Source organism: Nocardioides sp. NPDC057767 (assembly GCF_042798275.1).
Taxonomy (GTDB): Bacteria; Actinomycetota; Actinomycetes; order Propionibacteriales; family Nocardioidaceae; genus Nocardioides.
The window spans coordinates 1-11,673 of the sequence record NZ_JBHVKJ010000098.1 but is presented as its reverse complement, the minus strand read 5'-3'; the positions used below and the strand labels follow the sequence as shown (position 1 = coordinate 11,673).

At 68.5% G+C, this 11,673-nt stretch carries 11 protein-coding genes; 4 read left to right on the top strand and 7 right to left on the bottom strand.

Features of this window, described 5'->3' with window-relative positions; all coding sequences use genetic code 11:
* Positions 1-63 precede the first annotated feature (63 nt).
* On the bottom strand, positions 64-1,314 hold the full coding sequence (locus ACFVDI_RS27800; RefSeq protein WP_378912120.1) for an FAD-binding protein: 1,251 nt from the start codon (positions 1,312-1,314) through the stop codon (positions 64-66).
* A 127-nt stretch (positions 1,315-1,441) separates the two neighbouring features.
* Here ACFVDI_RS27800 and ACFVDI_RS27795 point away from each other — a divergent pair, with 127 nt between their 5' ends.
* Positions 1,442-2,587 (top strand): endo-1,4-beta-xylanase, encoded by a 1,146-nt coding sequence (locus tag ACFVDI_RS27795; protein ID WP_378912119.1) that lies wholly within the window; start codon positions 1,442-1,444, stop codon positions 2,585-2,587.
* Between the two features lie 88 nt (positions 2,588-2,675).
* Positions 2,676-2,864: a hypothetical protein gene (locus tag ACFVDI_RS27790; RefSeq protein ID WP_378912118.1), complete on the top strand. Its 189-nt coding sequence runs from the start codon at positions 2,676-2,678 to the stop codon at positions 2,862-2,864.
* A 5-nt stretch (positions 2,865-2,869) separates the two neighbouring features.
* Here the strand turns inward: ACFVDI_RS27790 and ACFVDI_RS27785 are convergent, their stop codons facing one another.
* The 6 genes from ACFVDI_RS27785 to ACFVDI_RS27760 all read right to left on the bottom strand — a co-directional run bounded on the left by ACFVDI_RS27785 (position 2,870) and on the right by ACFVDI_RS27760 (position 9,588).
* Entirely contained in the window at positions 2,870-4,369 is a 1,500-nt protein-coding gene (locus ACFVDI_RS27785; RefSeq protein WP_378912117.1) for a CoA-acylating methylmalonate-semialdehyde dehydrogenase, read from the bottom strand.
* A 19-nt stretch (positions 4,370-4,388) separates the two neighbouring features.
* Entirely contained in the window at positions 4,389-5,690 is a 1,302-nt protein-coding gene (locus ACFVDI_RS27780) for an aspartate aminotransferase family protein (protein ID WP_378912116.1), read from the bottom strand.
* A gap of 162 nt (positions 5,691-5,852) precedes the next feature.
* Positions 5,853-6,893 (bottom strand): TIGR03842 family LLM class F420-dependent oxidoreductase, encoded by a 1,041-nt coding sequence (locus ACFVDI_RS27775; protein WP_378912115.1) that lies wholly within the window; start codon positions 6,891-6,893, stop codon positions 5,853-5,855.
* Positions 6,894-6,897: 4 nt separating this feature from the next.
* Positions 6,898-8,331 carry a dihydropyrimidinase gene (gene hydA, locus ACFVDI_RS27770; protein ID WP_378912114.1) on the bottom strand — a complete coding sequence of 478 codons (1,434 nt, stop codon included), beginning with the start codon at positions 8,329-8,331 and terminating at the stop codon, positions 6,898-6,900.
* A gap of 10 nt (positions 8,332-8,341) precedes the next feature.
* Positions 8,342-9,190, bottom strand: a complete 849-nt coding sequence (locus ACFVDI_RS27765) for a nitrilase-related carbon-nitrogen hydrolase (RefSeq protein ID WP_378912113.1) — start codon at positions 9,188-9,190, stop codon at positions 8,342-8,344.
* A gap of 98 nt (positions 9,191-9,288) precedes the next feature.
* Positions 9,289-9,588: a hypothetical protein gene (locus ACFVDI_RS27760; RefSeq protein WP_091050916.1), complete on the bottom strand. Its 300-nt coding sequence runs from the start codon at positions 9,586-9,588 to the stop codon at positions 9,289-9,291.
* A gap of 261 nt (positions 9,589-9,849) precedes the next feature.
* Between ACFVDI_RS27760 and ACFVDI_RS27755 the strand changes: the two genes are divergently transcribed.
* Both ACFVDI_RS27755 and ACFVDI_RS27750 read left to right on the top strand, forming a co-directional pair.
* Positions 9,850-11,127, top strand: coding sequence for a DUF445 domain-containing protein (locus ACFVDI_RS27755; RefSeq protein WP_378912112.1), 1,278 nt, complete (start codon positions 9,850-9,852; stop codon positions 11,125-11,127).
* Positions 11,128-11,299: 172 nt separating this feature from the next.
* Positions 11,300-11,542, top strand: a complete 243-nt coding sequence (locus ACFVDI_RS27750) for an RNA-binding S4 domain-containing protein (RefSeq protein ID WP_378912111.1) — start codon at positions 11,300-11,302, stop codon at positions 11,540-11,542.
* The last annotated feature ends 131 nt before the right edge of the window (positions 11,543-11,673 follow it).

Sequence of the window (11,673 nt, the reverse complement as noted above, 5' to 3'; positions counted from 1 at the left end):
GTAGCGAACTGCCCATATACCCGCCGGTAATAGGCAGTTCGCTACCGGACTACCCCGGCCAGGTCAGACGAGCACCCGCGCCAGCCAGGCGTTCCAGAACCGTCGGTCCGGGTCGAAGCGGCGGACCAGGTCCTTGAAGTCGTCCCAGCGCGGGAAGCCGGCCCCGGGTTCCGCGGTGGCGAAGAGCTTGCCCCAGTGCGGCCGGGTGCCGGAGGGAAGCCGCCGCTCCAGCTCGGGCAGGAGCTCGCCCACGCCGACAGGGTCGGCCAGCCAGGTGAAGTGCAGCGCCAGGATGTCGGTGCCGTGGGCGGGGGAGAGCCACAGGTCGTCGGCGGCGACCGCGCGGATCTCGCCCACCTGCAGCAGCGGCCGGATCCGTTCGGCGAGCGACCTGACGGCGTCGACGGCCTCCTGAGCGCGATCCAGGGGCACCAGGTATTCGCTCTGCAGCTCCGCGCCGACGCTCGGCTGGAAGTCGAGCCGGAAGTGGGGCAGCCGCTCGTGCCACGGCCCCGGCACCCCGAGCTGCTCGGTGCACGGTGCCGGGTCGAGACCCGGGATGACATGGTGCGGCCGGGTCGCGAGCTGGGTCCCGGGGATATCCGGAGTCGGCGTACGTGACTTCACCCAGACCCGGCCGACGGAGCCGTCCGGCTCGTCGCCCCAACGCGTGAAGACGGACACGGAATAGGCTGCGCCGAGGATCTCGGGGAGGTGTTCTCGCAGGTCGGCGTAGGAAAGACCTTCGTGGACCGTCTGCCGGACCTGGTAGGTCGGAGACGTCGCCAGCTCGAGATGGGTCACGATGCCGAGCGCGCCGATGCCGACCACGGCCCCGGCGAAGTCGGGGGACCCGGCCTCCAAGCGCACCAGCTCGCCCCTGCCGTCGACGATCTCCAGCGCGGTCACGGACGTGGCCAGCGACCCGTTGCCGACCCCGGAGCCGTGCGTGCCCGTCGCGACCGCTCCGGCCACGGAGATGTGGGGGAGCGAGGCGAGGTTCGGCAAGGCCCGTCCACGCTCGTGGAGCCAGGCGGCGAGCTCGCCGTAGCGCGTTCCGCCGGGCACCCGCACGACCTCCCCGGTCAGGCTCGGCGTGGACTCCAGCGCGTCGAGAGAGACCAGCACCCCCGATGTGTCCGCGAGATCGGTGAAGGAGTGCCGAGACCCCAGCGCGCGCAGTCGTGGCTCGCGCAGCACCAGGTCGCGTACGTCCTCCACGGAACGTGGTCGCACGAGCGCGCGGGCGGTGTAGTCATAGCTGCGGGCCCACGTCGATCCGGGAGCTTCGCGGGTAGAGGTCTCGGTGCGCATGGATCGGATCGTAGTCGGGAGCGGGCTTCTGTGCGCGTCTTCAGAAAACGTTATCGACAACGATTGACAGTCGGGCCTCAGTAAGGCCAGTCTGTGATGCCGATCACATCCATCGTCTGGAGGCACCGTGAAGATCCGCCACCTGGCAGCAGCCATCGCTTCAGCCTCGACCGTCGCCCTCGTCGCGTCGTCCACCGCCCACGCCGAGCCGCGAGGGTTCCATCCCCCGTCCGACTCGCTCCGCTCCTACGCCTCCGAGATCGGCCTGCGGGTCGGTGTCGCGGTCAACCCCGAGGTGCTGGCCGACGACGTGCTCGCCGGCATCGCCGCCGACGAGTTCTCCAGCCTCACTCCCGAGAACGAGATGAAGTGGGAGACCGTCGAGCCCACCCGCGGCACCTACGACTGGGCGGGTGCCGACGAGGTCGTCGACTTCGCCCGCGCCCATGGCCAGAAGGTGCGTGGCCACACCCTGCTCTGGCACAACCAGAACCCGGCCTGGCTGACCGAGGGCGTCGACGACGGCACGATCAGCACCGACGAGCTTCGCGGGCTCCTCGAGAAGCACATCACCGACGAGGTGACGCACTTCCGCGGCAAGGTCTACCAGTGGGACGTCGCCAACGAGTTCTTCGCCGACTCCTGGAGCCCCAACCCGCTCCCCAACGGTATGAACGGCGACAACTTCTGGATCAAGCACCTCGGCACCGGCATCGTCGCCGACGCCTTCCGCTGGGCCCATGCGGCCGACCCCAAGGCGCAGCTGTTCTACAACGACTACAACATCGCCGGTGAGGACGGGAACAGTGCCAAGTCGACCGCGGTCTACAACTGGGCCAAGGAGCTCCTTGCCCAGGGTGTGCCGATCCACGGGATCGGCAACCAGGGCCACCTCGACACCCAGTACGGCTTCTCGGGCGAGCGGTTCCGCGCCGACCTGCAGCGTTACGCAGACCTGGGCCTGAAGGTCGCGGTGACCGAGGCCGACGTACGCACCTTCGTCGACTCCGCCGAGACCCAGGTCCCGACGGACGATCTGGCGCTCTTCGCCCATCCCTACGAGTTCTCGCAGATGCTCCAGGCCTGCCTCGCCGTGCGCGCCTGCACCTCGTTCACGGTCTGGGGCATCGACGACACCCACTCCTGGGTACCTGGCTGGTTCGAAGGACAGGGCTACGCACTGCTCTGGGACGTGAACAAGCAGCCCAAGGAGGCCTACACCACCCTGAAGCAGGATCTCAGGCTGGCCCTGGGCGCGCCCCGCCGGCGCTGAGGCAACTGACCCAGCTGGGTCGTGGCGGCTCCTGCGTGCCGGTGGTCTACTTGAGACCGAGCACATCGATCGATCTGAGTGAGGTTAGATGAGCGAGCAGGCAGCAGAAGCAGACCTCGAGGAGCAGGCGACCGACGTCGTGCGGGAGACCGTCGACGACGAGGCGCCCCTGGACGCCGAGGAGACGGTCACCTCGACACCGGACGACGTCGACGAGGCCGACTACGCCGAGCAGAAGCTCGACGCGGTCGGCCCCGACGACGACTACGACTACTGAGCCGGCTAGGAGTTCTGCGGGAACCCGAGGTTGATCCCGCCGTGCGACGGGTCGAGCCACCGGGTGGTGACGGCCTTCTCCCGGGTGAAGAAGTCCAGGCCCGCGGGACCGTAGGCCTTCGCGTCGCCGAACAGTGACGCCTTCCAGCCGCCGAAGGAGTGGTAGGCGACCGGCACGGGGATCGGCACGTTCACACCGACCATGCCGACCTGCACCTCGCGCTGGAACCGGCGCGCGGCGCCGCCGTCGTTGGTGAAGATGGCGGTGCCGTTGCCGAACTGGCCGGAGTTGATCAGCTCCAGGCCCTCCTCGTAGCCGGAGACGCGGACGACCGAGAGCACCGGGCCGAAGATCTCCTCGGTGTAGACGGTCGACGTGGTCGGCACCCGGTCGACGAGCGTCGGGCCGACCCAGAAGCCGTTCGGGTCGCCGTCCACCTCGATCCCTCGACCGTCGACGACGACCTCGGCGCCATCGGCGGTCGCCACGTCGACATAGCTCGCCACCTTGTCCCGGTGGGCCCCGGTGATCAGCGGGCCCATGTCGGTTCCCCGGGTGCCGTCGCCGGTCTTGAGCGTGGCCATTCGCGAGGTGATCTTCGAGATCAGGGTGTCCGCCACCGAGTCGACGGCGAGCACCACCGAGATCGCCATGCAACGCTCACCGGCCGATCCGAAGCCGGCGTTGACGGCCGAGTCGGCGACCAGGTCGAGGTCGGCGTCGGGCAGGACGAGCATGTGGTTCTTGGCGCCGCCGAGCGCCTGGACGCGCTTGCCGGCGGCGGTGCCGCGCTCGTAGACGTATCGGGCGATCGGCGTGGAGCCGACGAACGAGATCGAGGCGACGTCGGGGTTGTCCAGGAGCGCGTCGACCGCCTCCTTGTCGCCGTGGACGACGTTGTAGACACCGTCGGGCAGGCCCGCCTCGGCCCACAGCTCGGCGATCCAGCTCGACGCGGTCGGGTCCTTCTCCGAGGGCTTGATCACCACCGTGTTGCCGGCCGCGATAGCGATCGGGAAGAACCACATCGGCACCATCGCCGGGAAGTTGAACGGGCTGATGATGCCCACCACGCCGAGCGGCTGCTTGAGCGTGGTCACGTCGACGCCGTTCGAGACCTGCTCGGAGACGGTGCCCTTGAGCAGGTGGGAGAGGCCGCAGGCGAACTCGACGACCTCGAGCCCGCGGGCGATCTCGCCTGCGGCGTCGGAGAGCACCTTGCCGTGCTCGGCGGTCAGGATCTCGGCGAGCTCGCCCTTGCGGGCGTTGAGGAGCTCGCGGAACCTGAAGAGCACGGCCGTACGCCGCGTCAGCGAGGTCTCGCTCCACTCGTCGTAGGCCTTCTTCGCCGCCGTGACGGCGGTGTCGACGTCGGCGGCCGAGGCGAAGCGTACGTGTTTCTGGACGGTGCCCAGCGCGGGGTTGTAGACGTCGCCGAGGCGGGTGCCGGTGCCGGGGTTGGTGGCCCCGCCGATCCAGTGGTCGAGGATGGGGAGATCGGTCATGTCATGCGTCCTTTGAGTGTTACAGCGAGCCGAGAACGTCGTCGTAGATCGAGATCGCCTCGGCGACCTCGTCGGCGGTGACGACGCACGGAGGCACCACGTGGATGCGGTTCTCCATGGTGAAGGGGATCAGGTTGCGGGCGATGAGGTCGGACTTGATCCGGCCCATCGTCGCCGCCGGGAGCGGCTCCCGCGTCTCGCGGTCGGCGACGAGCTCGAGTGCCCAGAAGACCCCGGTGCCGCGCACCTCGCCGATCACGTCGTGCTTCTCGGCCAGTGCGGCCAGCCCGGGGGCGATGTGGTCGGTGCCGATGGTCGCGGCGTTGTCGACGATGCCCTCCTCGTTCATCGCCTCGATGGTCGCCACGATCGACGCCATCGCGAGCGGGTGGCCGGAGTAGGTGAGGCCACCGGGGAAGACCTGGTCGTCGAAGGTCGCCGCGACCGGGTCGGAGATGATCACCCCGCCGGCCGGTACGTAGCCAGAGTTGACCCCCTTGGCGAAGGTGATCAGGTCGGGGACGACGTCGTAGGCGTCCAGGGCGAGCCACTCGCCGGTGCGGCCGAAGCCGGCCATGACCTCGTCGAGGATGAGCATGATCCCGAACTCGTCGGCCAGCGCCCGGACGCCGGGGAGGTAGCCCGGCGGCGGGATCATGATCCCGGCGGTGCCGGGAATGGTCTCGAGGAGGATCGCCGCGATCGACGCCGGACCCTCGGCCTCGATGACCCGGCGCAGGTGGTGCAGTGCGCGCTCGGCCTCCTGCTCCGGAGTGGTCGCCCAGAACTCCGAGCGGTAGAGGTAGGGGCCGAAGAAGTGGACGTGGCCCCGGGCGTACTCGTTCGGGATCCGCCGCCAGTCACCCGTCGCGACGATCGCGGCGCCGGTGTTGCCGTGGTAGGAGCGGTAGGTCGAGAGCACCTTGTCGCGGCCGGTGTGGATCCGGGCCATCCGGATCGCGTTCTCGACCGCGTCGGCACCCGCGTTGGTGAAGAAGACCTTGTTGAAGCCCACCGGCGCGATGTCGGTGATCCGCTCGGCGGCCTCGCCGCGAGTCAGGTTGGCTGTCGAGGGTGCGATCGTGGTCAGCGTCTCGGCCTGCTTCTTGATCGCCTCCACCACTCGGGGGTGCTGGTGGCCGATGTTGGTGTTGACCAGCTGGGAGGAGAAGTCCAGGTAGGTGTGCCCCGAGTCGTCCCACACCCGCGAGCCCTGCCCGCCGGCGATGACGAGCGGCGTCAGCGACCCCTGGGCGGACCAGGAGTGGAAGACGTGGGATCGGTCGAGGTCGTACGCGCGGGCGTCGCTGGCACTGGTCAAGGCTGTCCCCTGGGGTGCGTGGATGGACATGGATCTGGCTGCTCACTCTACGCCGGGAGCGACGGGGTCGCCGCCGATCCGGGATACTGATTACGACGGTATATCAGGCCGAGGGCTACGTTTTCGTTACATTCTCATGCCCCAGTCAACGAAATCGCGTGCTCATGCCTTTGCGGTTACCGGTCGATTCACTCGCGGGATCACCAGATCGCCGTACGCGGCGAGTGTCTGGTCCATCGCGTCGTGCTGCAGGTAGACGGCGAACTGGTCGACGCCGAGGCTCTTGAGCTGCTCGAGCTTGGCGACCTGCTCCTCCACCGGGCCGAGGAGGCAGAACCGGTCGACGATCTCGTCGGGCACGAACCGGGTGTGGGTGTTCTCGGCCCGCCCGTGCTCGTTGTAGTCGTAGCCCTCGCGGCCCTCGATGTAGTCGGTGAGCGCCTGCGGGACCACGGTGGTCGAGCCTGTCGAAGCCCCGTACTTGGCCACGATGTCGGCGACGTGGTTGCCCACCATCCCGCCGAACCACCGGCACTGTTCGCGGGCATGGTCGAGTGCCTCGGCCGACCCGTCGGTGACGTACGCAGGGGCAGCCACGCAGAACGTCAGCGACTCCGGGTCGCGGCCGGCGTCGGTGGCAGCCTTCTTGACCGCTGCGATCATCCACTCGGTGATGTCGGGGTCGGCGAGCTGCAGGATGAACCCGTCGCCGACCTCGCCGGCCGCCTTCAGCGCGAGCGGGCCGTAGGCGGCGATCCACACCTCCAGCTCGGAGCGCTTGGCCCACGGGAACTGCAGCGTGGTGCCGTTGACCTCGACCGGCCGCCGGTTGGCCAGCTCACGGATCACCCGGGTGGCCTCGCGCATCTCCCGGATCGTCGACGGCTTCCCGTTGAGCACCCGCACCGCCGAGTCGCCGCGACCCATGCCGCACACGGTGCGGTTGCCGTACATCTCGTTGAGGGTCGCGAAGACCGACGCGGTCACCGTCCAGTCGCGGGTCGCCGGGTTGGTCACGAACGGACCGACCTTGATCGTGCGGGTCTCGGCGAGGATCTGGCTGTAGACGACGTACGGCTCCATCCACAGCAGGTGGCTGTCGAACGTCCACGCGTAGTCGAAGCCGTACGCCTCGGCCTGCTTCGCCAGCGAGACGACCCGCCAGGCGGGCGGGTTGGTCTGGAGGACGACACCGAAGTCCATGACGTCACACCAGGTATTGGGAGAGGTCGCGCTTGAGGTAACGGCCGTGGCCCTTGGTGCCCTTGAACTCGTCGGCGGCGACGACGACGGAGCCTCGCGAGAGCACCACGTCGACGTGGCCGTCGATCTCGTAGCCCTCCCAGGCGGAGTGGTCCATGTTCATGTGGTGCGTCCTGCCCTCCCCGACGCCGATGGAGGTGTGACCGGCCGGGTCGTAGACGACGATGTCGGCGTCGGCGCCCGGCGCGATCACGCCCTTGCGACCGTAGAGGCCGAACATCCGTGCCGGGGTGGTCGCGATCAGCTCGACCCACCGTTCGAGGGTGATCTGCCCGGTCACCACACCCTGGTAGAGCAGGTCGACGCGGTGCTCGATCGAGCCGATCCCGTTGGGGATGGCCCGGAAGTCGTCCTTGCCGAGCTCCTTCTGCTCCTTCATGCAGAAGGGGCAGTGGTCGGTGGAGACCATCTGCAGGTCGTTGGTGCGCAGCGCCTGCCACATCGCGTCCTGGTGGCCCTCCGCGCGCGACCGCAGCGGTGTCGAGCAGACCCACTTGGCACCCTCGAATTCGCCCCACTCCTCCGAGGACGCGCCGAGCTGCTCCTCGAGGGAGAGGTAGAGATACTGCGGACAGGTCTCGCCGAACACGTTCTTGCCGTGGTCGCGGGCGGCCGCCAACTGCTCGACGGCCTGCTTGGCGCTGACATGCACCACGTAGAGGGGAGTACCGGTCACGTCGGCGAGCATGATCGCGCGGTGGGTGGCCTCCTCCTCCATCTGCCAGGCCCGCGCGATGCCGTGGTAGTAGGGGCTCGTCTTCCCCGACTCGGCCAGCTGCGCGGCGAGCACGTCGATCGCGGGGCCGTTCTCGGCGTGCATCATGGTCAGCAGACCGTGGTCGGTCGCCTTCTGCATCGCCCGCAGCACCTGGGCGTCGTCGGAGTAGAAGACGCCCGGGTAGGCCATGAACAGCTTGTAGGAGGTGATCCCCTCGTCCACGAGGGTGTCCATCGCCTTGAGTGCGTCGTCGTCGACCCCGCCGATGATCTGGTGGAAGCCGTAGTCGATCGCGCAGTTGCCGGCCGCCAGCTCGTGCCAGTGCGCCAAGCCGTCCTGTACGCGTTCGCCGTAGCGCTGCACCGCGAAGTCGATGATCGTCGTGGTGCCGCCCCAGGCCGCGGCCCGGGTGCCGGTCTCGAAGGTGTCGGAGGCGTTGGTGCCGCCGAACGGCAGCTGCATGTGGGTGTGGGCGTCGACGCCGCCGGGGATGACGTACTTCCCGGTTGCGTCGATGGTCACGTCGGCGGTGATGGTCCCGAACGGGCTGGCGCCAGGCGCGATGAGTGCGACGATCCTCTCGCCGTCGACGAGCACGTCGGCCTGGGTGCGCCCGGTCGCGGAGACGACCGTGCCGCCCGTGATGAGCGTGGTGGTCATGCGGGCCTCCTCAGGGTCGGGGGATGGCGGTGTACGAATCCGGCCGCCGGTCGCGGTAGAACTGCCAGTCGTCGCGCATCTCCTGGACCATGTTCATGTCCAGGTCGCGTACGAGCAGCTCCTCCTTCTCGCCCGAGCCGAGCTCGCCCACGTAGTTGCCGCGGGGGTCGACGACCTGCGACATCCCGTAGAAGTTGACCGCCTCTTCGCCGTACTCGTTGTCCTCGAGGCCGACCCGGTTGGGCGCGAGCACGAAGTAGCCGTTGGCGACGGCGGCGGCTGGCTGCTCGATCTCCCACAGCCGGTTGGAGAGCCCGGGCTTGGTGGCGTTCGGGTTGAAGACCATGTGGGCCCCGTTGAGCCCGAGCTCGCGCCAGCCCTCGGGGAAATGGCGGTCGTAGCAGATGTACATCCCCACCTTGCCGACCGCTGACTCGAAGACCGGGTAGCCCAGGTTGCCGGGGCGGAAGTAGAACTTCTCCCAGAACTTCTCCACGTGCGGCAGATGGTTCTTCCGGTACTTGCCGAGGATGGTGCCGTCGGCGTCGACGAGCACGGCGGTGTTGTAGTAGATCCCGACCTCCGCCTCTTCGTAGATCGGCAGCACCATCACCATGCCCAGCTCCTTGGCCAGGCTCGCGAAGCGCTGCACCACGGAGCCGTCGGCCGGCTCGGCGTAGCGGTAGTACTTCTTGTCCTGGGTGATCCCGAAGTAGGGCCCGTAGAAGAGCTCCTGGAAGCACATCACCTGGGCGCCCTGCGCGGCGGCGTCACGCGCGAAGCCCTCGTGCTTGTCCAGCATGGAGGCCTTGTCCCCGGTCCAGGTGGTCTGGCTGATTGCGGCTCTGACGATGGTCATGCAACTACCTCCCCCTCAATAGAAGCATGCCGCCGCGGCCCGTGGGGCCACGACGGCATTTTTGCTCGGAGGGAGGCGGTGCTTGAAAGTCTGTTGCTCTAGGCGGCGGTCGCCGGATGACGTACGACCACGTGCTCGACGGCCCGGGCGAGCTCCTCGCGGAGCTCCGGCGCGAGCTGTGGGCAGTCGACGGAGAGGAACAGCTCCATCGCCGAGCGGGTCGCCCGGGCACGCTCGCCGGGCGTGCCCTCGGGAAGGGTGGGCGCGATCTCGGCGAGATGGGCGCTGGTCTCGACCACAGTGTTGCAGTCGTGCGGGGTGAGTGGGGCGCGGGCCTCCCGGCCGGCGCGGACGAGGACGCTGAGAACCTCCACCTTGGCGGCGGTGGTCAACGACATAGCGCTCCTCGACGAGTCGAACAGATGCGACCCCACACCGTCCGCGTTGTGCGACGACATGTATCTCCTCGGTGGGACGTGTGCCTCCCCAGAGGCACTCTCGCCCACACCAACGACCAGGGGAAGGGATCGGTGACGCCCTTAGGCGCTTTGTAACCCACCTGTGGGCTGACCCGTGAGTAACCTATAGAAACTCGGTTCTGGTGTTGCCGCCTGGTGTTGCAGGGGCGATGCGTGGGGCGACCCGGCACAATGGAGCCCATGAGTTCTCCTGGGGGCGCCGGCATCGGCGGCCTGATGGTCGAGACCGAGGCCGATGTCGTACGCCGCCAGGCACTGCGCCGCATGCGCATCGTCGCCACCGGGCTCCTGGTCGTGGCCGCCATCGTCTACCTGCTGACCCTGGGTATGGACGGGTTCTGGGGGTTCGTGAACGCCGGCGCCGAGGCGTCGATGGTCGGCGCGATGGCCGACTGGTTCGCGGTCACCGCGCTGTTCCGCCACCCGCTCGGGCTGCCGGTGCCCCACACCGCACTGATCCCGAAGCGGAAGGACGAGCTCGGCGCCAGCCTGGAGGAGTTCGTCCAGGACAACTTCCTTCAGGAGGAGACCATCCGCGAGCGGCTCGGTGTCGCGATGCCGTCGTTGCGGCTCGCGCTGTGGCTCTCCGAGGAGCCCAACGCCAAGCGGGTCGTCGACGAGGTCTCCACCGTGGTCGCCGACGGCCTGTCCCGGATCAACAACCGGCACATCGTCGAGATCATCCAGGACGGGTTCGTGCCTCGTCTGCGGGAGGAGCAGATCGCGCCCCTCCTCGGCGGCACGTTGCAGGCGGCGCTGGACGACGGCGTCCACCACGGCCTGGTCGACCTGGCGCTGGTCGAGCTGCACGGCTGGCTCGAGGAGAACGAGGAGATCGTCACCGAGGTGCTCGGTGAGCGGGCGCCGTGGTGGACGCCGCAGGTGCTGCGTGAGCCGGTGACCGCCCGTATCCATGTCGAGCTGGTCCGCTGGATCGCCGACATCCGCGACGACCCCGAGCACCGCGCCCGCAAGGCGATCGACACGATGCTCGCCGATCTCGCCGACAACCTCCAGCACGACGAGGCCACCATGGAGCGCGCCGAGCGGCTCAAGGAGCGCGTGCTCGACCACCCCGGTGTCATCAACACCGCCATCTCCATCTGGGACGCGCTGCGCCGTGCGCTGACCAACTCCCTGCGCGACCCCGAGGGCGTCGTCCGCCGTCGCGCCCTGGACGAGGTCGTCCGCTACGCCCAGAAGGTCGTCCTCGACGAGACCCTCCAGCGCCGCTACGACGCGCTCGCCTCCGACGTCGCCGTCTACGTCGTCAAGCGCTACGGCCGCGAGGCGACCACCGTCATCACCCACACCATCCAGCGCTGGGACGGTAAGCAGGCCGCCCGCCGCATCGAGCTCTTCGTCGGCCGCGACCTGCAGTTCATCCGCATCAACGGCACCCTGGTCGGTGGCCTCGTCGGCGTCATCATCCACACCATCGCCGTCCTGGTGTCCTGACCCGCCGAGGCGTCATGTACGTCGGCCGAGACGTCACTCAGGTCGGCCGAGGCGTCATGTACGTCGGCCGAGACGTCACTCAGGTCGGCCGAGGCGTCACGTACGTCGGCCGACGCAGCTGACGCCTCGGCCGATATTTGTGACGCTTCGGTGGGCGGGGGAGGATGAGGGCGTGAGCGAGCCCTTCGACGTACCCATCAACGACGAGGTCATCCGCCTCGGTCAGTTCCTGAAGCTGGCCAACCTGGTCGAGACCGGCTCCGAGGCGCGCCCGGCGATCACCGCCGGCGAGGTGAAGGTCAACGGCGAGACAGAGCTCCGCCGGGGTCGCCAGCTCCGCGTCGGCGACGTGGTCGAGTACGCCGGCCAGGCGGCTCGGGTCTCCGACGAGGCCGACTTCGACGTCCCCTGGTGAGATCGCCCGCCGAATCGGTAGTTCTTGCGGCCGAATCCGGAGTTTCGGAAGCCGAAAAGTGAGTTGTGGGGGGCGGCACAGGGGGTTGGGGGGCCCCCCCGAAAAAAACGGGCCCCCCCACCACCCCATGG